Below are 21320 nucleotides of genomic sequence, written 5' to 3'. Positions count from 1 at the left end.
AACGCCCGGTCACATTCCGAACCCGGAAGCTAAGCCTGACAGCGCCGATGGTACTGCACTGGGAACGGTGTGGGAGAGTAGGACACCGCCGGACCACCACTCAACGAAAGGGCCCACCCCCCAAGGTGGGCCCTTTCGCATATCCACGGTCGTGGGCCTGCCCGCGTGCCTGAGCCCGGGGGAGGTCTCGATGCCACAGCCTGACCGGCTGCTGCCCGGCGCGGTGCGCCGGCTGCTGCCGAGCGCGGTCCGAGCCCGTCGCGCCGAGGCGGACTGGGTGGCTGCCGAGCGCGCCGAGCGTGAGCAGGAGGAGCGGGAGCGCCGTGACCGGCAGGAGCGCCGACGCAGGCGGATCGCCGAGCGGCGTGACGCGGCGCGCGCTGCTGACCCGCAGATCAGGATCCTCGATGCCGACGGTCTCCAGGGGCCGGCGCGGGAGGTCGTGGCCTTCACCGCCCGAGGGGCCGGCGATCGCAACCTGGGACTGGTCGCGGACGTCCTGGAGTCGGCCGGGATCGACTACTTCGTGGTCCGAGGCCGCTCGCGGCTGAGGCGGGTCGTGGGGGTCCACGAGTCGCACCGGGCCGCGGTCCTCGAGGCGATGCGCGAACGTCACGCCATGAGCGCGCTGCACGCGCTGCGACCCGCGCGGGAGGGGCGGCCCCAGGTGCGCAGCGCCTACGCGGACGGTGCCCTGGACGCCCGGATCAAGCGGGCTCCTGTCATCCGCTTCGCCGAACCGCTGGTCTCGCCGACCGGCCGCCTGCTGGCCGGGCTGGAGTACGGCTGTGACGTGGAGTTCTGGCAGGAGGGGGCGCGGCTGACGGAGGCAGCGGACGGACCGGAGCGGGCGGCCCGGTTGCGGTGCCAGACACCTCCGGAGGTGAGGGACGTCTCGTTGGTCGCACCCCGCCCCAACCTGGTCGCAGACGTCCTGCCACCCTCGGCGCAGCAGCGCACCACCGTGTCGATCGGGGGTCGGTCCCGCCCGACCTACGAGCCGTTCGCCTGGACGCTGGCCGACGAGGTCACCTTTCCCGTCGACGTCGTCTACACCTGGGTCGACGGGGACGACCCCGCGCACGCCCGGCGACGCGCCCGGTTCAGCGGCCAGGCGCCTGCAGGCCTCGCCGCGAACGCCTCGCGGTACATCAGCCACGACGAGCTGCGCTACTCCCTGCGCTCCCTGCACATGTATGCCCCCTTCGTGCGTCACGTCTACGTCGTCACCGACGCCCAGGTCCCGGGGTGGCTGGACCGTGAGGCACGGGGGATCACCGTCGTGGACCACCAGGACATCTTCGACGACGTCGCGCTCCCGACCTTCAACTCGCACGCCATCGGCACCCGGCTGCACCACATCGCCGGACTCTCCGACCGGTACCTCTACCTCAACGACGACGTCTTCCTCGCGCGGCCCGTCACGGCGGAGACCTTCTTCCACGGCAACGGGATCGCCCGGGTGGCGTTCTCGCCGTTCCAGCTCGGGGTGGGTGACCTCATCCCGGGGGAGGTCGCCCCCAACTCGGCCGGCAAGAACGTCCGGGCGCTCCTGGCCGAGTCCTTCGGGCGGGGGATCACGCACAAGTTCAAGCACGCACCGCACCCCCAGATCCGGGAGGTGATGCTGGAGCTGGAGCAGGCCTACCCCGAGGCCGTCGGTGCCACGACCAGGTCCCGCTTCCGCTCGCCCGCGGACGTCGGCTTCGCGGCGACGCTGCACCACCACTACGCCCTGCTCACCGGCCGGGCGGTCCCGGCCGACATCGCGATGCGCTACGTCGACGTCGGGGCGCCGGACGCGGCGGAGCGGCTGGCCCGGCTCGAGGCCGGACCACCGGTGGACACCTTCTGCCTCAACGACCTGGACACCCCGGAGGAGGCCCGGGCGGCGGTGCAGGAGATGATGCGCGACTTCCTGGACTCCCGCTTCCCCTTCCCCTCGCCGTTCGAGCGCACGCCGGTGCCGGCCTGAGCGGTTCGTGCAAGATCTTGCGAAGAAGTGTTGTGTTTCTCGCAGCCAGGTCCTAGGTTGAGTGCCAGGTCCACATCCCTGCCCTCCTGGAGATCGCAATGACGCGTCGACTTCTCGCTGCTGTGCTCGGGTCCACCCTGCTCGCCACCACGGCGGCCGCCGTGCTCCCGGCCGCCACCCTGGCCGCACCCGAGGCCGACGAGGCCCGCACCGTCACCCTGGTGGGTGACCTGCAGAGCGAGCTGGGGTGCGACGAGGACTGGGCGCCGGCGTGCGAGAGCACGCGGCTGGCTCCGGTCGAGGGCAGCGGCACCCACTACCGCAGCACCTTCGAGGTGCCCGCGGGCCGCTGGGAGTACAAGGTCGCGATGGACGGCGGGTGGGACGAGGCCTACCCCGAGCAGAACCTCTCGTTCGAGGTCCAGGGGCCCGCCACGCTCGAGTTCTCCTTCGACGACGAGACGGATGCGGTGGGCCTCGTGCCCGTGCTCCCGGAAGGTGAGGAGGACCAGGACGCCGCCCTCGCGGCGGACAGCCTGCGCGCCCCGGTGACCCGCGAGCAGTTCTACTTCGTCATGGCCGACCGCTTCGCCAACGGGGACACCAGCAACGACACGGCCCAGATCGCGGGCGACCGGCTGGAGCACGGCTTCGACCCGACCGACAAGGGTTTCTTCCACGGCGGCGACCTCGCCGGGATCCAGGACCGGCTGGACTACATCGAGGGCCTGGGGACGACCGCCATCTGGCTCACTCCCAGCTTCAAGAACCGACCGGTCCAGGGGTCGGGGGCCGACGCGAGCGCGGGCTACCACGGCTACTGGGTCACCGACTTCACCCAGATCGACCCCCACCTCGGGACGAACGAGGAGATGAAGGCGCTCATCGACGAGGCGCACGACCGGGGGATGAAGGTCTACTTCGACATCATCACCAACCACACCGCGGACGTCATCGACTACGCCGAGGGGGAGTACGGCTACGTCGACAAGGAGACCGAGCCCTACCGCGACGCGGCCGGCAACGCCTTCGACGACCGCGACTACGTCAACAAGCCGTTCCCGCTCCTGGACCCCGAGACCTCCTTCCCCTACACCCCCGTCTTCCGCACCGAGGAGGACGCGGAGGTGAAGGTGCCGGGCTGGCTCAACGACCGCACGCTCTACCACAACCGCGGCGACTCCACCTTCGCCGGCGAGTCCAGCCTGTACGGCGACTTCGTCGGCCTGGACGACCTCTTCACCGAGAACCCCGAGGTGGTCGACGGCATGGTCGACATCTACTCCACCTGGGCCGACCTGGGCATCGACGGTTTCCGGATCGACACCGTCAAGCACGTCAACCTGGAGTTCTGGCAGGAGTTCAGCCCGCGGGTGCTGGAGGCGGCGCGTGAGGGCAACGAGGACTTCTTCATGTTCGGCGAGGTCTACGACTCCAACCCGGAGTACCTCTCCACCTTCCCCACCGAAGGTGAGCTCCAGGCCGTCATCGACTTCGGCTTCCAGGCGCGCTCGGTCGCCTTCGCGCGGGGTGCCGCCACCACCGAACTGCGGAGGTTCTACGCGCAGGACGACTACTACACCGACACCGACTCCAACGCCTACCAGCTGCCGACCTTCACCGGCAACCACGACATGGGCCGGGCGGCGATGATGCTGGCCGGGGACCACTCCGGGGAGGACCTGCAGCGGCGGGTCGAGCTGACCAACGCGCTGATGTTCCTCACCCGCGGGCAGCCGGTCGTCTACTACGGCGACGAGCAGGGCTTCATCGGAGCCGGCGGCGACAAGGACGCGCGGCAGGACATGTTCGCGACCCAGGTGCAGCAGTATGCCGACGAGCCGGTCATCGGCGCTCCCTCCGGTGCGCGGGACCGCTACGACACCGGGCACCCGCTGTACCGGCAGATCGCGGCGCTCAGCGACCTCGTCGAGGCCAACCCCGCGCTCGCCGACGGGGCGCAGATGCACCGCTACGCGAGCAACGAGGCAGGGATCTACGCCTTCTCCCGGATCGACGCCGAGGAGCAGGTCGAGTACCTCGTCGTGGCCAACAACTCCGACGAGCCCCAGCAGGCATCCCTGTCGACCTACGGCTCCCGCACGATGTTCCGCGCCATCTACGGCGAGCGGGGCCGGTTCATCACCGGGTCCGAAGGCCGTCTCACCGTCGACGTGGACCCGCTGTCCGTCGAGGTCTACCGGGCCGAGAAAGACCTGCGCGGGCGCGTGAGGCACCGTCGGTCGCGATGACCAGCCCGGCGGCCGGCGGGGTCGTGGGCGGGCGCGCCGAGATCGGTGCCGCGGTGCCGGAGAACGTCTTCGCGCAGGTGACCTTCGCCTACCGCCCCGTCGGTGTGCAGGAGTGGTCGGTGCTCGGCACCGACGACAACGCGCCCTACCGTGTCTTCCACGACGTCACCGGTCTGCCGGACGGCACCCTGCTGGAGTACCGGGCGATCCTGCAGGACCACTCCGGCAACGTCTCGGCCTCCTCCAGCTACGGCATCGTCGGCGAGGCCGGCAGCGGCGGGGGCGGCGGTGGTGGGGTGGACCCCATCGGCCCGGTCGAGCAGCCGGACGCGGTCAGCGTGCCCGGCAGCCACAACGCCGCCATGGGCTGCCCGGGCGACTGGCAGCCGGACTGCGACCAGGCGCAGCTCACGCTGGACGCGAAGGACACCGTCTGGAAGGGGACCTACGACGCCGGCACGATCCCGGCCGGCGACTACGAGTACAAGGCTGCGATCGACCGCTCCTGGGACGAGAGCTACGGCGCCGGCGGAGCACCCGGAGGTGCCAACATCGGCTACACCGCCGATGGCGGGCCGGTGAGCTTCTACTACGAGCACGCCCGCCACTACGTGACCTCCGACGCAGAGGGCCCGATCATCACCGCTCCCGGCTCCATGCAGAGCGAGCTGGGCTGCCCCGGCGACTGGGACCCCTCCTGCATGGCCCCCTGGCTCATCGACCCGGACGGCGACGGCACGTATACCTATGCCACCACCGCGATCCCGGCCGGCACCTACGAGCTCAAGGTGGCGCACGGCCTGTCCTGGGACGAGAACTACGGCGAGGGCGGCGAGCGGGACGGCGCCAACATCGGCTTCTCCGTGCCCTCCGACGGGGTGCGGACGACCTTCAGCTACGACCTGGAGACGCACGTGCTGAGCGTGACGACGTCCGAGGCGGGCGTGGCGCCGGACCTCGGCTCGCAGCGCGCCTACTGGGTGCGCGACGACCTGGTGGCGTGGCCCGCAGAGGGGGTCGAGGACGCCGTGCTGCGCGACTGGCGGCTCCACTGGTCCGCCGACGGCGGGCTGGGGATCGATGCCGAGGCCGTCACCGGAGGTGACTCCTCGCCGCTGACCCTCGACCCGGACGGGCTTCCTGAGGAGGTGCTCGAGGACTTCCCGCACCTCGAGGGCTACCTCGCCCTGCGGCTGGACCGGCGCAGCGCCCGGGCCGCCGGGGACATCCTCACCGGACAGGTGGCCGTCGCGATGTACGACGACCTCGGCCGGCTGGCCGACGCGACCGGGGTCCAGGTCCCGGGTGTCCTCGACGACCTGTATGCCGAGCGGGCCGCCGACACCGCGCTCGGCGTGAGCTGGCGCGGCCCGAACCCGACCCTGCGGCTGTGGGCCCCGACCGCCCAGGACGTGCGGCTGCTGACCTGGCCCGAGGGCGGCCAGGGTGACCCCCAGGAGTCGTCCCTGCGCCGGCTCAAGGACGGCAGCTGGGAGATCAAGGGGAAGAGGTCCTGGACGGGGCGCGAGTACCTCTTCGAGGTCGACGTCTTCGTGCCGGAGACCGGGGCGGTGGAGACCAACCGGGTCACCGACCCGTACTCGGTCGCCCTCACCCTCGACAGCGAGCGCTCGGTGCTGGTCGACCTGGACGACCGGCAGTGGCAGCCGCGGGTCTGGCAGCGGGCGGAGGCGCCGGCGCTCGAGGACGAGGTCGACCAGACGATCTACGAGCTGCACGTGCGCGACTTCTCGATGGCCGACCCGGACGTGCCGGCCGAGCTGCGCGGCTCCTACCTGGCCTTCGCCGAGGACGGCTACGGCCGCCGCCACCTGGAGGCGCTCGCCGAGGCGGGGATGAACACCGTGCACCTGCTCCCGACCTTCGACATCGCCTCGATCCCGGAGACGACCGCCGACGCGGACGCGGTGCCGCAGCCGGACTGCGACCTCGACTCGCTCCCGCCGGACAGCGCCGAGCAGCAGGAGTGCGTCATGGCGCAGGCCGACGCGGACGCCTTCAACTGGGGCTACGACCCATGGCACTTCATGGCGCCCGAGGGCTCCTACGCCTCGACGACCGAGGCGGCCCAGGGCGGTGCCCGGGTGGCCGAGTTCCGGACGATGGTCGGCGGGCTGCACGAGTCCGGTCTCCGCGTCGTCCTGGACCAGGTGTTCAACCACACCGCCCAGTCGGGCCAGGGGAGCAAGAGCGTCCTCGACAAGGTCGTGCCCGGCTACTACCACCGGCTCAACGCCGTCGGTGACGTGGAGACCTCGACCTGCTGCGAGAACATCGCGACCGAGCACGCCATGGCCGAGAAGCTCATGGTGGACGCGGTGGTCGTCTGGGCGCGGGACTACAAGGTCGACGGCTTCCGCTTCGACCTCATGGGTCACCACAGCCGGGACAACATGCAGGCGGTGCGTGCCGCGCTGGACGAGCTCACCGTCCGCCGCGACGGCGTCGACGGCTCGCAGGTCACGCTCTACGGCGAGGGATGGAACTTCGGCGAGGTGGCCGACAACGCCCGGTTCTACCAGGCCACACAGGGCCAGCTCGACGGCACCTCGATCGGCACCTTCAACGACCGGCTGCGCGACGGCGTCCGCGGTGGCGGACCTTTCGACGAGGACCCGGGTGCGGAGAAGGGCTTCGCGACGGGTGGCACCAGCGGCAACGACACCGACCTGGTGCAGGTCGGCCTCGCCGGCAACCTGCGGGGCTTCGAGCTACGCAGCCAGGAGACCGGTGAGGTGGTGACCGGCGAGCAGGTCGACTACAACGGCTCGGCCGCCGGCTACGCGCAGGACCCGGACGAGGTCGTCAACTACGTGGACGCCCACGACAACGAGACGATCTTCGACGCCCTCACCTTCAAGCTGCCGCAGGACCTGCCGATGGCGGACCGGGTGCGGATGAACACCCTCGCCCTGTCCACCACGACGCTGTCGCAGTCGATCAGCTTCTGGCACGGTGGCGCCGACCTGCTGCGCAGCAAGAGCCTGGACCGCAACTCCTACAACAGCGGCGACTGGTTCAACCTGCTGGACTTCACCATGACCGAGAACGGCTTCGGCCGGGGCCTGCCGCCGGCGGCGGACAACGAGGACAAGTGGGGCCTCATGCAGCCCCTCCTGGCCGACCCGGCGCTGGCGCCCGAGCCGGCCGACATCGAGCAGGCCTCCGCGATGGCCGCCGACCTGCTGCGGCTGCGCTCCTCCACCGAGCTCTTCCGGCTCGGGGACGCCGAGCTCATCGAGGCCAAGCTCACCTTCCCGGTCTCCGGGACGGAGCAGGGTGACGAGCAGGTCGTCGTCATGCGGGTGGACGACACGGTCGGCGCGGACGTCGACCCGGAGCTGGACGGCCTGGTCGTCGTCTTCAACGCCGGCGCCGAGCCGGTCGACCAGGTGGTGCCCGGTCTCGAGGGTGCCGATCTGGAGCTCTCGCCGGTGCAGGCGGACGGCGCCGACCCCGTGGTCCAGGAGGCCACGTGGGACGCGGCCACCGGCACCGCCCAGGTGCCGGCCCGGACCGTGGCGGTCTTCGTCCAGCCCTGACCCGGCAGGCAGGATGGGCCGCGTGGACCATCTCGATCTGCTGCGCGCCCGCGCGCACTGGCTGACCCGTGACCTCCTCGCCGTCCCCGCCACCGCGGCGCCGCAGGGCACCGCGGTGGCGGAGCTGAGCTGGGAGCTGGCGCTGGCGCCGGAGGGAGGGCTCGACCCGCAGGCGCCGCCGGGGTCGGCGCGGCTCGTCCTCGGTGCCGGGGCGCTGCCGGACCCGGCGGCGCGCCGGTGGCCGCACCTCGCGGCATACCACGCGCTGCACCTCGCGGACGAGGACGTCGGCCGCGTCGAGGAGATCCTGACCGGTCAGGTCGCCCTGCTCGGTCGCGACGGGGGTGGCGCGCTGCGGGTCGCCACCTCGCTGCAGGTGCCCGGGGTGCTGGACGACCTGTATGCCTCGTCCGCCACGAGCCGCGAGCTCGGGGTGAGCTGGCAGGGGCCGCCCGGTGAGCCGTTCCCCCGGGTGCCGACCGTCAGGGTCTGGGCGCCCACCGCGCGGGGCGTCCACCTGCTGCTGTGGGAGGGGCGGCCCGAGCCGGGGCGGGAGCGTGCCTGGTCGCCGGCCGGCGAGCCGATGCGGGTGCCGATGGACCGGGAGCCGGACGGCACCTGGACCGTCACGGGCACGACGGCGTGGGCCGACCGCTGCTACGTCCTCGAGCTCGACCACGTCCTGCCCCGCACCGGCGAGCGCCGGCAGGTCCGCAGCACCGACCCGTGGTCGGTCGGGCTGTCGCTGGACTCGAGGCACTCGGTGCTGGTCGACCTCGAGGACCCGTCGCACGCCCCGCGGCGGTGGACCGACGCGCCGACGCCCGCGCCGGTCCGCGCGGTCGACCAGGCGATCTACGAGCTGCACGTCCGCGACTTCTCCCGGGACGACCCGCAGGTGTCGCCGGCCGAGCGCGGGTCATACCTGGCCTTCGCCGCCGACGGGCTCGGGCGGAGGCACCTGCGGCGGCTGGCGCAGGCGGGTCTGACCTCGGTGCACCTGCTGCCGACCTACGACCTCACCTCGGTGCCGGAGGACCCGGCGCAGCGGGCGCACGAGCCGGTGCAGGCGCTCGCGGCGCTGCCGCCGGACAGCCCCGAGCAGCAGCGCCGGGTGCGCGCGCACGCGCTGCGCGACGCCTTCAACTGGGGCTACGACCCCTGGCACTTCCTCGCGCCCGAGGGGTCCTACACCACCAGCCCCGGGCAGGCGCACGGCGGAGCCCGGACCGCGCAGTTCCGCACGATGGTGGCCGGGCTGCACGAGCTGGGCCTGCGCGTGGTGCTGGACCAGGTCTACAACCACACCACCGACTCCGGGCTGCACCGCGCCTCGGTGCTGGACCGCGTCGTCCCCGGCTACTACCACCGGCTCGACGAGGAGGGTCACGTCGAGACCTCGACCTGCTGCCAGAACCTCGCGACCGAGCACGCCATGGCCGGCAAGCTCATGGTCGACGGCTGCGTCCTCTGGGTGCGGCACTACCGGGTGGACGGCTTCCGCTTCGACCTCATGGGGCACCACTCTTGGGACAACCTGGAGGCGGTGCGCGACGCGCTGGACGCCCTGACGGTGGCGGAGCACGGGGTCGATGGCAGCGCCGTGCACCTCTACGGCGAGGGCTGGGACTTCGGCGAGGTCGCGCACGGCGCACGCTTCCGCCAGGCGAGCCAGGGGGAGCTGGACGGCACCGGGATCGGCACCTTCAACGACCGGCTGCGGGACGCCGTCCGGGGCGGCAGCGTGCACGAGGCCGACCCGCGGTCCGGCCTCGGCTTCGCGACCGGGGGAGCGGACCCCCGGCATACCGATCTGCTGCAGGTGGGGCTGGCCGGCGGGTTGCGGGGCATCGTGCTGCGCAGCCAGGAGACGGGAGAGGTGGTGCGCGGCGAGCAGGTGCCCTACGGCGGCTCGCCGGCAGGGTATGCCGCCTCGCCGGAGGAGTGCGTCAACTACGTCGACGCGCACGACAACGAGACGCTGTGGGACACCCTCCTGCTCAAGCTGCCGCCGGGGACGAGCATGGCCGAGCGAGTGCGGCGCAACACGCTGGCGCTCGCGACGGTGACCCTGTCGCAGGGCCTCAGCTTCTGGCACGCCGGGGCCGAGCTGCTGCGGAGCAAGAGCCTGGACCGCAACAGCTATGCCTCGGGCGACTGGTTCAACCACTACGACCCGGGCCTGCGCGACAACGGCTTCGCGCGCGGGCTGCCCCCCGAGCCGGACAACGGTCCCCGCTGGGACGTCATGCGGCCGCTGCTGGCGGACCCGTCGCTGGTGCCGAGCACGGGTGACATGCAGGGCGCGCGCGACCGGGCGCTGGACCTGCTGCGGCTGCGGGCGCGTCACCCGCTGCTGCGGCTGGGCTCGGCGGCGGCGGTGGAGCATGCCGTGTCCTTCCCCGTCTCGGGCACCGGCCAGGGCGCCGCCGACCGGGTGGTGATGCTCGTCGACGGACGCCGGTGCGCGGGGTCCTGGCGTGGCGAGGACGGCGTCCTGGTCGTCCTCAACGCCGCGGCCGACACCGTCGAGATCGAGATCGCCGAGCTGGCCGGGCAGCACTGGGAGCTCTCGCCCGTCCTGCGGGACGGTGCCGACGAGGTGGTCAAGGCCACGCGGTGGCGCGCCCGGCTGGGTCAGGTGGTGGTGCCGGGGCTCACCGCCGCGGTCCTCGTGCGTCCCGCACCTCGCTAGCGGGTGGGGCGCTCACCCGGCCCACCCGTCGAGCGGGGGTCCACCGGCAGCGCGCAGGTGTAGACGACGACCCGCTTGGCCGCCGGGTTGCCCTGGCCCACGCGGCGGTAGCGGTCGAGCACCTCGAGCAGCTCGGCCCGCATGGCCGTGAGCTGCTCGGTCGTCACCTGCACCGTGTGGTCCTCCAGCCCGCAGGTCCGCTGCCAGATCGGGTCCCAGTCCTGCTGGGCGACCAGCCAGTGGCGGGCCCGGTCGCCGAAGTGGGCGAGGTAGTCCAGGGCGAGCCAGTCGGCGGCCTGGGCGTCGTCCTCGTCCAGCGGCTCGGGCTCCGCGTCCGTCGCGCCCGGTCCGGGGTCCTCGACCGCCTGCCACACCCGTCGGCGTCCCGTGCCCGTGCCCGTGTCCTCCACGAGCCCGACCTCGGCCAGCCGGCGCAGGTGGTAGGACGTCGCACCCGTGTGGGTGCCCAGCGCGGCCGCTAGCTCGGTGCCGGTCGCACGGCCGTGCACCCGCAGCTCGGCCAGGAGCCTGCTGCGCAGCGGGTGCGCCAGGGTGCGCAGCGCCGACGACTGCGCCATCTCAGGTCCCCTGCTCGAAGCTCTCCCGCGTGGTCTCCGCCCGCGCCGTGTCCGGGTTGGAGGCGAGGAAGGCGTTGACCCAGCGTGCGGCCGGGTCGGCGTCGACGAGGACAGCCTTGAGCAGCAGCGTCGCCGGGAGGGCGAGCAGCGCACCGACCGGGCCCAGCACCCAGGCCCACACGACCAGCGAGATGAAGGTGATCGTCGGCGTCACGCCCACGGCGTCGCCGGTGAACTTGGGCTGGATGAGGGACTGGACCACGAAGTTGAGCACGCTGTAGACGACGACCACCAGCAAGGCGTTGACGGGCCCGTTGGCCAGCAGCGCGACGACGGCCGGGGGGACCAGCCCGATGACGAAGCCGATGTTGGGGATGTAGTTGGTCAGGAAGGACAGCACCCCCCAGGCCAGGGCCAGCGGCACGCCGAGCCAGACCAGCGCGATGACGTCGAGCAGCGCCACGACGAGCCCGAAGATCGTCGTGACGACCCAGTAGCGCCGGACGCCGCGGGCGAAGCTCACCAGGGCGTGCGCCACGTCGGGGTGCTGGTCCTTGACGAGCGAGAGCCGCCGGCCGGCGCTCATCGTGTCGATCATGAGGAAGAAGATGACGATGGCGGTGGTCGTCAGGAGACCCAGGATGCCGGTGAGGTTGCTCAGCACCCCGCCGAGCGCCCCGATGATGCGGCTCGGGTCCAGCGCCGACTCGAGCTGCTCGGTCAGGGTGTCCTGCTGCAGCCCGTAGCCCTCGAGGAAGGTGACCGCCTGGGTGTAGAGCTCGGTGTAGCGCTGGCGGTACTCGCGCGAGCTCAGCTCCTCGACCATCGCCGCGGCGGACCAGCCCAGGGCGGTGAAGAAACCGATGAGGAAGGCGAAGATCGCCGCGCCGGTGGTCACCGCGGCCAGCGGTCTGGGGACCTTCAGCCCGACCAGCCAGCGCTGCAGCGGGGCGGCGGCGAGCACCAGGTTGAGGGCGAGGAAGACGGGGGCGACGTAGTCCCGGAGCTGGTGCAGGCCGAGGAGCACGGCGAAGGCCAGCGCGACGCCCAGGAGCACGACCACCGCCCGGGGCCACGGGGTCGGCGACGCCGGTGCGGCCGCGGGGGCCGGGGACTCGACGCCGCGGCGCTCGGGCTCGCGACGACGCAGTGAGGGCAGGATGGGCACGGGCGTGCTCCTCTCGACGCCGACGAGGCTACTCGACTGCTGCTGAGTATGCACAGTCTCTGTGCACAAAGGTGCTGCAGAACGCGGGTGTGGGGCGGGCATACCAGCTCTGACCTGCGACGATGATCGGTTTGGGTGGGGTCCCGCCCGTCGGTAGACTGGAACGGTTGCCCAGAACCCGATTCCGCAAAGAAGGTAGGCGAATGCGCACCTACTCCCCGAAGGCCGGTGACGTCACCCGCGCCTGGCACGTGATCGACGCCACCGACGTCGTGCTCGGCCGGCTCGCGTCCCAGACCGCGACGCTGCTGCGCGGCAAGCACAAGACGATCTTCGCCCCGCACGTCGACACCGGTGACTTCGTCATCATCGTCAACGCCGACAAGGTGGCCCTCACCGGCTCCAAGCTGGAGCAGAAGAAGGCCTACCGCCACTCCGGCTACCCGGGCGGCCTCAAGGCGCAGAGCTATGAGCAGATGCTCGAGAAGCACCCGACCCGGGCCGTGGAGAAGGCCGTGCGCGGCATGCTCCCCAAGAACTCGCTCGGTCGGCAGATGCTCTCCAAGCTGAAGGTCTACGCGGGCGACACCCACCCGCACGCCGCCCAGAAGCCCGTCCCGTTCGAGATCTCCCAGGTCGCCCAGTAAGGAAGCCGAAGGACCCATGACTGTCAACGACATCGACACCACCGACGGCGACTTCGACGAGAACGCCGTCTCCGAGTACACCACCGAGTCGGCCCCCAGCGCGGAGGGCACGACCGCCGAGCGCCCGAGCGCCTCGGCCCCCGGCGCCGGCACCGGCCGCCGCAAGCAGGCCGTGGCCCGCGTGCGGATCGTCCCGGGCAGCGGCCAGTGGCGCATCAACGGCCGCACCCTCGCGGAGTACTTCCCCAACAAGGTGCACCAGCAGATCGCCGCGGAGGCGCTGACCCTGCTGGAGCTCGACGGCGCCTACGACGTCCTCGTGCGCGTGCACGGCGGTGGCCCCTCCGGCCAGGCCGGCGCGGTGCGTCTCGGCGTGGCCCGATCGCTCAACGGCGTGGACACCGAGCTCAACCGGCCGGCGCTCAAGCGCGCCGGGCTGCTCACGCGCGACGCGCGCGTCCCCGAGCGCAAGAAGGCCGGTCTGAAGAAGGCGCGCAAGGCGCCGCAGTACAGCAAGCGCTGAGCCTGCCGGGCCGGTCGACCGACCGTCCCGTCGGCCCGCACGGCCCGCCCGGAGCACGGCTCCCGGCGGGCCGTCGGCGTCCCCGGGGGCGCCGGTGCGGCATACTGCCGTGTCGGCCCGCACGGGACGACGACGAGGACGAGGACGAGGACAAGGACGACGTATGGGACGGCTCTTCGGCACCGACGGGGTGCGCGGTCTGGCCAACAAGGACATCACCGCCGAGCTCGCGCTGGACCTCTCGGTCGCGGTCGCGCACGAGCTGGGTGGGCAGAGCGTCTACGGCGGCAACCGGGCCACGGCGGTCGTGGGCCGCGACCCACGGGCCTCGGGGGAGTTCCTGTCGGCCGCGGTCATGGCCGGTCTCGCCTCGGCGGGCGTCGACGTGCTGGACGCCGGGGTCCTGCCGACCCCGGCCATCGCCTTCCTGACCCAACGTATGAACGCCGAGATGGGCGCCATGCTCTCGGCCTCGCACAACGCCATGCCGGACAACGGTCTGAAGTTCTTCGCCCGCGGCGGGCACAAGCTCGCGGACGAGATCGAGGACCGCATCTCCGAGCGGATGGGTGGCGACTGGCAGCGCCCCACGGGGGCCGGGGTGGGACGCATCCGGCCCTTCCAGGTCGGGGCCGAGTTCTACATCGAGCACCTGCTCGCCGCGGCGCCGGGACGGTTGGACGGCCTGCGCATCGTGATCGACGCGGCGCACGGGGCCGCCTCGGAGGTCGGTCCGGAGGTCTTCCGTCGCGCCGGGGCGACCGTCGACCTCATCGGTTCCGACCCCAACGGTCTCAACATCAACGACGGAGCCGGGTCCACCCATCTCGACCAGCTGCAGGAGGCGGTCCGCCTGCGCGGCGCCGACATGGGTGTGGCCTTCGACGGGGACGCCGACCGCTGCCTCGCGGTCGACGCCCGCGGCGCGCAGATCGACGGGGACCAGATCATGGCCATCCTCGCGCTCAGCCTGCACGACCGGGGCGAGCTGCGCGACGACACCCTCGTCGCCACGGTCATGAGCAACCTGGGGCTGATCCAGGCCATGGAGCGCGAGGGGATCACGGTCGTCCAGACCGCGGTGGGGGATCGCTACGTGCTCGAGGAGATGCGTGCGAAGGGGTACTCCCTCGGCGGGGAGCAGTCCGGGCACGTCATCATGCTCGAGCACGGCACGACGGGGGACGGCGTGCTCACCGCCCTCGCGCTGGCGCAGCGGGTCGTGTCCTCCGGCCAGGCGCTGCACGACCTGGCCGGCGTCATGACGCGGCTGCCGCAGATCCTGGTCAACGTCAAGGACGTCGACAAGGACCGGGTCGAGCAGGACGAGGGGGTCACCGCCGCTGTGCGCGACATCGAGACCCAGCTCGGCGAGCAGGGACGGGTGCTCCTGCGCAAGTCCGGCACCGAGCCCGTCGTGCGGGTCATGGTCGAGGCGGACACGCAGGAGCGGGCGGCGGAGTATGCCGACCGGCTGGCTCAGGTGGTGCGCGAGCGGCTCGCGCTGTAGTCCACCAGGCGCTCGATCTGCTCCACACCGGAGACCGGGCCCTCCAGCACGCCGCTCTCGTCGACCAGGACGGCGCACGGCCCCGGGCCGGCGCCGAGGGCGGCCACGAGCCGGCCGTCCGGGTCCCACCACAGGTCCGTCAGGCCCCGGGTGCGCGGCTCGGCGAAGGGCGGACGCGTGTGCACCAGGTGCACACCGAGCTTCGGTGCCCGCCCGCGCCAGTCGGGCAGCCGCTCCACCACCGCGAAGGTGGACCCGCACCAGCAGTCGACCCCCACCACGAGCTGGGGACGAGGCAGCACCAGCGTCAGGAGCGTCGTGGTCTCGAGGTCGGCGTCGACGAGGGGGGAGTGCAGCAGGGTGCTCCGGTCCGGGGAGGCGGGCACAGACACCGAGGAGGGTCGGGTAGCGGTGTCAGGACCGCCGCCCGCCACCGCGGCCGCGGTGAGGGCTGCCAGCGCGACCGCCAGCCCCAGCCACACCCAGTCCGCACCCCGGTAGGACGCCACGAGGCGGCCGGTGCTGGATCCTGCCACGGCGATGCCGACCGCGAGGGCGGCCAGTCCGACGAGCGCGGCGTTGCGCACGACGGTGCGGGCGGAGATGTGGTGGTGGCCCACCCGGCCGAAGCAGGCACAGACCGGTCGGGGTCGGAAGCCCATGGCCCGGGCCACGACCACGAGGAAGGCGGTGCAGAGCGCGAGCGCCGCGCCGGCGCCGACGGCATACGTCCAGGTCCAGGGGGTGAGCAGCAGCAGCGCGGTGGCGAGCTCGCCCCACGGCAGGGTGCGGGCCACCAGCGCGGGAGGCAACCACCGGGACAGCCGAAGCTCGCGGACCATCGCCGCGGTGGCCGAGGGTTCGCGCAGCTTGGCCGCACCGGACCATCCCAGCAGCGCGGCCAGGGTCAGCGGCGCCAGCGACAGGGCGCTCACCACGGGGTCAGACCAGCTGTGTCAGCCGACCGGTGTCGACGTCGTAGCGGAAGCCACCGACCTCGGCGCGGCCCTGGATGAGCGGGTGGGAGGTGACCCGGTGCACGTCCTCGGCGAGCGCCGCCTCCTGGTCCGGCACGACGTGGAACCGCTGCCACCAGGCGTCGATGCCGGCCTGCTGCGAGATCGTCTCGCGCAGCTCGTTCTCGCTCCTGGTGGTCATCGCGCACCGGGTGTGCGGGACGACGAGGATGCGCTCGACGCCGAGCAGGTGCACCCCCAGCACGAGCGCCTCGAGGGCCGCGTCGGTGACCCGGCCCCCGGGGTTGCGGAAGATCTTCGCGTCGCCGTGGGTGAGCCCCAGCATCTGCAGCGGCTCGATCCGGGAGTCCATGCAGGTCACGATGGCCACTCCGGCGTGCGCCACCCCGTCGAAGCCCTGCAGGTCGTCGACGTGGGCGGAGGCATACTCCTCGTTGGCGCGCAGCAGGTCCTCGAAGGCGGTGCTCGTGCTCATGGTGCGTCAGCCTATCCGGGCGACGGGTCAGGCCAGGCCCAGGTCGGCGCGGGTAGGGGCCGCCGCCCCGGCGCGCGCGACGGTGAACCCGGCGCAGGCCACGGCACGCTCCAGGGCCGGGGCGATGTCCTCCAGCTCGGCACGGGCCAACCGCCCGCGCGCCTCGGGCGACCCGAGGAGCCGCGCGTCCAGCAGCCCGCTCAGCAGCCCCGACATGAAGGAGTCGCCCGCCCCGACGGTGTCCACGACCCGCACCGTCAGGGACGGCAGCTCGAGGGTGGTGTCGTCGCGCGAGAGGTGGACGACCGCGCCCTCGCCTCCCCGGGTGACGACCACCAGCTCCGGGCCGAGCTGTCCCCACTCGTGAACGACCTGCACCACGTCGGCGTCCTCGCCGTAGAGCCACTGGACGTCCTCGAGGCTGGCCTTGACCACGTCGCTGCGGCCGATGCACTCCTCGATCCGCTGCCGCGCGTCCTGCGGGCTGCCCATGATCGAGGGCCGGGCGTTGGGGTCGTAGGACACCGTCGCGGTGCCCCGGGCCGCCTCGATGAGCCTCACCACCTCGGACCCGCCGGGCTCCAGGGTGGCGGCGATGGAGCCGGTATGCACGTGGCCGACGCCGGAGAGGTCCTGCGGTCCCACCTCCCAGGCGAGGTCGAACTCGTAGGTCGCGACGGCGTCCGCGTCGAGGTGCGCCGTCGCGGTCGAGGTGTGGTCGGCGCCCAGGGAGCCCTCGGTGAGTCGGACGTCGTGCCGCTCGAGGTGCTCGCGGACCCGGTCCCCGTGCTCGTCCGGCGCGAGGTATGCCGTGAGCCGGCTGTCGTGGTCGAGGGCGGAGACGCCGATCGCGACGTTGGCGGGGGAGCCCCCGACGTGCTCGCTGCGCTCGCCATCGCCGTGCGGCACGACGATGTCGATGAGGGCCTCGCCCACCGTGAGCACGGCGGCCATCAGACGGCGTCCGGGGCGAGCGAGTCGGCGATGGCGGCGACCTTGTCCAGCCGGTGGTGCGAGGTGATCTCGCGGATCGTGCCGGAGCGGGAGCGCATGACGAGCGACTGGGTGACCGCGGTGCCCGAGCCGTAGCGGACACCGTGGAGCAGCTCTCCGGTGGTGATGCCGGTCGCGACGAAGAAGCAGTTGTCGCCGGTGACGAGGTCGTCGGTGGACAGCACCCGGTCCAGGTCGTGGCCGGCGTCGATGGCCTTCTGCCGCTCCTCGTCGTCCTTGGGCCACAGCCGGCCCTGGATCACCCCGCCCATGGCCTTCATGGCGCAGGCGGTGATGATCCCCTCGGGGGTGCCGCCGATGCCGATGAGCATGTCGACCGAGGATCCCTCGCGGGCCGCGGCGATGGCGGCGGCGACGTCCCCGTCGGTGATGAAGCGCAGCCGGGCCCCGGCCTCGCGCACCTCGTGGGTGTAGCGGTCGTGGCGGGGGCGGTCGAGCATGATGACGGTGAGGTCCTCGACATACCTCTTCTTGGCGCGGGCGATGCGGCGCAGGTTCTCCTGCACCGGGAGCCGGATGTCCACCCGGTCCGCCACGTCGGCCCCGACGACGAGCTTGTCCATGTAGAACACCGCCGACGGGTCGTACATCGTCCCCCGCTCGGAGACCGCCATGACCGCGATCGAGTTGTCCATGCCCTTCGCCGTCGGCGTGGTGCCGTCGATGGGGTCGACGGCCACGTCGACGGCAGGACCGTTGCCGTCGCCCACCGCCTCGCCGTTGAACAGCATGGGCGCCTCGTCCTTCTCGCCCTCGCCGATGACGACCACGCCGTCCATGGCGACCTGGGAGATGACCTTGCGCATCGCCTCGACGGCGGCGTTGTCGGCCAGGATCTTGTCGCCGCGCCCCACCCAGCGGCCGGCGGCCAGCGCCGCGGCCTCGGTGACGCGCACCAGCTCGAGGGCGAGGTTGCGGTCCGGGAGGACCTGGTCGGTCGTCTTCGGTGAGCGGTCGGCCATGGGCCCTCCTTCGTCGGAACGCTGCTGCGCGCCACCCTATCGGGTCCGCCCGGCGCCGACCCAGCCGTCGGGTGCGACCATGGAGGGGTGAGCGAGCGTCCGCACCAAACCCCCACCGACCCGGCTCCCGCCGCGCCCGCTCCGGACCGTCGGCGCCAGCGGCTGGCGTCCTACACCGTGCGCAACATGGTCTACTCCACCGTGCTCGTGCTGGCGCTGGTCCTCGTCTGGTGGTCGCTCACCTACAACCCGACCGAGCAGGAGCCGCGCCGGGTGGAGGTCGCCTCGACCGCCGCCTACGCGGTGGACCAGGCCGACTGGCCGGTCTGGGTGCCCGAGCCGGGGCAGGAGTGGTCGCCGACCGTGGTGTGGTTCGAACCGCTGGAGGGCGTGCCCACGTGGCACGTCTCCTACGTGACGCCGGACGGCGAGTACCTGGCCGTCCACCAGGCGGACGGGGTCACCCCGGCCTGGCGCGACGCGGTCCTCTCGGGGGGTGAGCAGGTGGGCGAGACCCGGCTCCCGGGGCCGGACGGGGCACGGGAGTGGCAGGCGTGGGAGGCCGACTCGGGCAACGCCCAGAACGCCTGGGTCCTCGACACCGAGGACGCAGGCACCGTGATCGTCCACGGGACTGCGCAGGAGGACGAGGCGCGGGCTCTGCTCGAGACGATCCAGGCGCGCGACTAGGGCGTGTCTCTCAAGGTGCCCTAGCCAGATCGTTATTGCGCGTAGGACGGCGGCGCCGCGGGAGCCGCGCCGTTTGCGGTTGCGGACCTGGTCGGAGGGTTCGGGGATGACGGCCTTGATCCCTCGCGCGCGCAGCAGGGCGCGGGGGGAACGGGCGGAGTAGGCCTTGTCCGCCAGCACCGCCGCGGGCGTGGTGCGCGGGCGGCCCGGGCCGCAGCGCGCCACGCTCAAGCGACCGAGGAGTTCGGGAAAGACTGGGGAGTCGTTGCCCTGACCTGGTCCGACGAGCACCACAGGGGTCTTCCGCGTCCGTCGACGAGCTGGTGGATCTTGCTGGACAGTCCTCCACGGGAGCGGCCGATGCCGTGATGGAGCGGCTCGGTGTACAGGTCCCCCCACCCGTCCTGACCAGGATTCTTGTGATTCGGTTCAGCCCCCCCTGACCTGGCCGAGGACCTCGGTGAGCGCGGACGCCGCAGCGTCTTGCGGCACAGTCTCGCTCTCTTCCTCGGCAGGCTTCTCCCGCGGCAGGTTGGTGGCGTGCTGGTGCGCCCTGTTGATCGTGGAGTCCACGCTCACCGTCCACTCCACCTGCCCGTCGGCGTCGGCCCGGGTCAGCAGCTCCTGGTGGATCTTGTCCCACGTGCCGTCCTGGCTGAAGCGCCGGTGGCGCTTCCAGACCGTCTGCCACGGCCCGAACGATGCAGGCAGGTCACGCCAGGCCAGGCCGCAGCGGTACCGGTAGATCACACCCTCGACCACCTGCCGGTGGTCGCGCATCGGCCGGCCCGTCCTGGGCCGTTGCGGTCGCAGCAGAGGCTCGATCAACGCCCACTGCTCATCATCAAGAAGCGCTTCACGATTCACGAGGTCCACACTCGGCGACCCCGACGCTCAGCCTTCGGAGACATGCCCTTCGATCTGCCTGCCAAGCCCGATATGCGGAGTCGAGCACATCGGCGTAGCCACCATCGTGGACCCTGTCCTGGGCGAGGTAAGTGTCGATGACGTCTGTGTCGCCGATGCGCAGTCCCAGGGAGGCGCCCTTCTGCCATTCGTTGCGGAACCTGCGCACATCGGTCAGTTCCGGAGCGGGCTCGCGGGCGGAGACCAGCAGGCCGAATGCGCCGCCCGTCTCGACCGCGCTCAGTTGTGCCCAGTCGCCGACGAGCAGGACTTTCGCGCCGGCCTCGGCGGCGTGCCGGGTGATCGCGTCGAGGGAGAGGGTTCCGGCCATGCTCGCCTCGTCAATGATCACCAGCTGCCGGGTCGTCAGCGACCACGCGCCGTGCCGGTGCTCGTAGAGCCACTTCGCCGTGTTCTCCGTGCTGATCCCGAGATCGCCAGCGAGCACTTCGGCGGTGGCGGCAGACGGGGCCAGGCCGATCACGCTGCATCGGCCGTGCTGATGTTCCCAGGCGCGGCGCAGCGTCCTCGATGAAGCTCAGCAATACGCCGGGCGCGGTGCGGGTCTCGGCAGCGGCGATGAGACGGTCTTCGGCCGCGAGCACCTGTTCGGAGGAGTACACGGTGGACGCCTTCGGACGGAACAAACTCGATCCGTCCTCGCGCCGGAACGGGTCTGGAGAAGACGCCAGGTCCGGCGGTGTCAGCCGCAACGAGGAAGCCTCAGCCTGGTCGGTGATCATCCCGATAATCGCGTCACGATCCTCCGACGACACGAAGCGCCAGCCCATCGTCTGTCGGGCCGCTTCTGCATGGAGGTCGGATGAGTCCACGCCATGCCCGGGACTCGAGCTCGTCCATACTCGGCATGTGGCAACCCCTGCGAGCAGTCTCACTTTGCTTGTTGCGACAACCACCCATGTTATACTTGATGCGACAAGTGATCGTCTGGATCGGCGGACCTATTCCCGTCAAGGGGGCCCGACGCTTCCACTCGCAGAATGGAACCGGCATGCTCCTTGCGCTCTGGTTCATCAACAGCCTGCTCGCCCTGGCCTTTCTCGGTGCCGGGGGCATGAAGCTCCTGCGCGGCAAAGACGCCCTGGCCGCGTCCGGTATGAGCTATGTCGAAGACTTCCCCGCCGGCACCGTCAAGCTCATCGGCGCGCTCGAGGTCCTCGGCGCCGTTGGCCTCATCGTCCCCCTGCTTACCGGGATCGTGCCGGTGCTGACGCCGATCGCGGCGATCGGCCTTGCGATCATCATGATCGGCGCCGTCGTGACCCACATTCGTCGCAAGGAGCCCCCGCTGTTCCCCGCCATTCTCGGCGTGCTGACGGTTGCCAGCGCAGTGCTCGGGTTCATCGCCGTCACCAACTGAATCG

15 protein-coding genes, 1 rRNA gene and 2 pseudogenes are annotated in these 21320 nt (G+C 71.8%); 10 read left to right on the top strand and 8 right to left on the bottom strand.

From position 1 onward, the window contains the following. The 5 genes from rrf to pulA (BJF86_RS06645) all read left to right on the top strand — a co-directional run. Positions 1-94: ribosomal RNA gene (gene rrf, locus BJF86_RS06660) — 5S ribosomal RNA — on the top strand; the annotation flags it as partial. A gap of 96 nt (positions 95-190) precedes the next feature. After that, positions 191-1975 (top strand): stealth family protein, encoded by a 1785-nt coding sequence (locus BJF86_RS06655; protein WP_075817597.1) that lies wholly within the window; start codon positions 191-193, stop codon positions 1973-1975. Positions 1976-2097: 122 nt separating this feature from the next. After that, entirely contained in the window at positions 2098-4227 is a 2130-nt protein-coding gene (locus BJF86_RS19540) for an alpha-amylase family glycosyl hydrolase (RefSeq protein WP_321166160.1), read from the top strand. Continuing rightward, positions 4224-7790 (top strand): pullulanase-type alpha-1,6-glucosidase, encoded by a 3567-nt coding sequence (pulA, locus tag BJF86_RS19535; protein WP_321166159.1) that lies wholly within the window; start codon positions 4224-4226, stop codon positions 7788-7790. The genes BJF86_RS19540 and pulA (BJF86_RS19535) overlap by 4 nt, the downstream gene beginning before the upstream one ends. 22 nt (positions 7791-7812) lie before the next feature. Then, positions 7813-10485, top strand: coding sequence for a pullulanase-type alpha-1,6-glucosidase (gene pulA / locus BJF86_RS06645; RefSeq protein ID WP_075817591.1), 2673 nt, complete (start codon positions 7813-7815; stop codon positions 10483-10485). Here pulA (BJF86_RS06645) and BJF86_RS06640 read toward each other — a convergent pair. Both BJF86_RS06640 and BJF86_RS06635 read right to left on the bottom strand, forming a co-directional pair. Next, entirely contained in the window at positions 10482-11063 is a 582-nt protein-coding gene (locus tag BJF86_RS06640) for an ArsR/SmtB family transcription factor (protein WP_075817589.1), read from the bottom strand. The two genes, pulA (BJF86_RS06645) and BJF86_RS06640, sit on opposite strands and share 4 nt — an antisense overlap. 1 nt (position 11064) lies before the next feature. Next, complete coding sequence (locus BJF86_RS06635; protein ID WP_075817586.1) at positions 11065-12231, bottom strand: AI-2E family transporter; 1167 nt, start codon at positions 12229-12231, stop codon at positions 11065-11067. Positions 12232-12434: 203 nt separating this feature from the next. Here BJF86_RS06635 and rplM point away from each other — a divergent pair, with 203 nt between their 5' ends. The 3 genes from rplM to glmM all read left to right on the top strand — a co-directional run bounded on the left by rplM (position 12435) and on the right by glmM (position 14911). Further along, complete coding sequence (gene rplM / locus BJF86_RS06630; RefSeq protein WP_075817584.1) at positions 12435-12878, top strand: 50S ribosomal protein L13; 444 nt, start codon at positions 12435-12437, stop codon at positions 12876-12878. Between the two features lie 16 nt (positions 12879-12894). Continuing rightward, positions 12895-13401: a 30S ribosomal protein S9 gene (gene rpsI / locus BJF86_RS06625; protein ID WP_075817582.1), complete on the top strand. Its 507-nt coding sequence runs from the start codon at positions 12895-12897 to the stop codon at positions 13399-13401. Between the two features lie 163 nt (positions 13402-13564). After that, entirely contained in the window at positions 13565-14911 is a 1347-nt protein-coding gene (glmM, locus tag BJF86_RS06620) for a phosphoglucosamine mutase (protein WP_075817580.1), read from the top strand. On the opposite strand, the gene BJF86_RS06615 is transcribed toward glmM, so the two are convergent. The 4 genes from BJF86_RS06615 to glpX are packed head-to-tail and all read right to left on the bottom strand — an operon-like array spanning position 14881 to position 18339. Further along, a complete protein-coding gene (locus BJF86_RS06615) occupies positions 14881-15846 on the bottom strand; it encodes a MauE/DoxX family redox-associated membrane protein (protein WP_158068382.1) in 966 nt (321 codons plus the stop codon). The two genes, glmM and BJF86_RS06615, sit on opposite strands and share 31 nt — an antisense overlap. Before the next feature lie 7 nt (positions 15847-15853). After that, the gene (locus BJF86_RS06610) at positions 15854-16363 is read right to left on the bottom strand and encodes a beta-class carbonic anhydrase (RefSeq protein ID WP_075817576.1); all 510 of its coding nucleotides are present in this window, start codon (positions 16361-16363) and stop codon (positions 15854-15856) included. A 27-nt stretch (positions 16364-16390) separates the two neighbouring features. After that, a complete protein-coding gene (locus BJF86_RS06605; RefSeq protein WP_075817574.1) occupies positions 16391-17317 on the bottom strand; it encodes a carbohydrate kinase family protein in 927 nt (308 codons plus the stop codon). Beyond that, entirely contained in the window at positions 17317-18339 is a 1023-nt protein-coding gene (gene glpX, locus BJF86_RS06600) for a class II fructose-bisphosphatase (protein WP_075817572.1), read from the bottom strand. Before glpX ends, BJF86_RS06605 begins: the two co-directional genes overlap by 1 nt. Positions 18340-18426: 87 nt before the next feature. Here glpX and BJF86_RS06595 point away from each other — a divergent pair, with 87 nt between their 5' ends. Then, entirely contained in the window at positions 18427-19029 is a 603-nt protein-coding gene (locus tag BJF86_RS06595) for a DUF4245 domain-containing protein (RefSeq protein ID WP_075817570.1), read from the top strand. A 54-nt stretch (positions 19030-19083) separates the two neighbouring features. Here the strand turns inward: BJF86_RS06595 and BJF86_RS06590 are convergent. Further along, positions 19084-19896: pseudogene (locus BJF86_RS06590) on the bottom strand (IS5 family transposase); the annotation flags it as partial. 37 nt (positions 19897-19933) lie between these two features. Further along, positions 19934-20756, bottom strand: a pseudogene (locus BJF86_RS19760) (AAA family ATPase); the annotation flags it as partial. A 119-nt stretch (positions 20757-20875) separates the two neighbouring features. On the opposite strand from BJF86_RS19760, the gene BJF86_RS06580 reads away from it, so the two are divergent. Then, on the top strand, positions 20876-21316 hold the full coding sequence (locus BJF86_RS06580) for a DoxX family protein (RefSeq protein ID WP_237768108.1): 441 nt from the start codon (positions 20876-20878) through the stop codon (positions 21314-21316). Positions 21317-21320: the final 4 nt, after the last annotated feature.

This window comes from Serinicoccus sp. CNJ-927 (assembly GCF_001942435.1).
Taxonomy (GTDB): Bacteria; Actinomycetota; Actinomycetes; order Actinomycetales; family Dermatophilaceae; genus Ornithinicoccus; species Ornithinicoccus marinus.
This window is presented reverse-complemented; position numbering and strand designations above follow the sequence as displayed.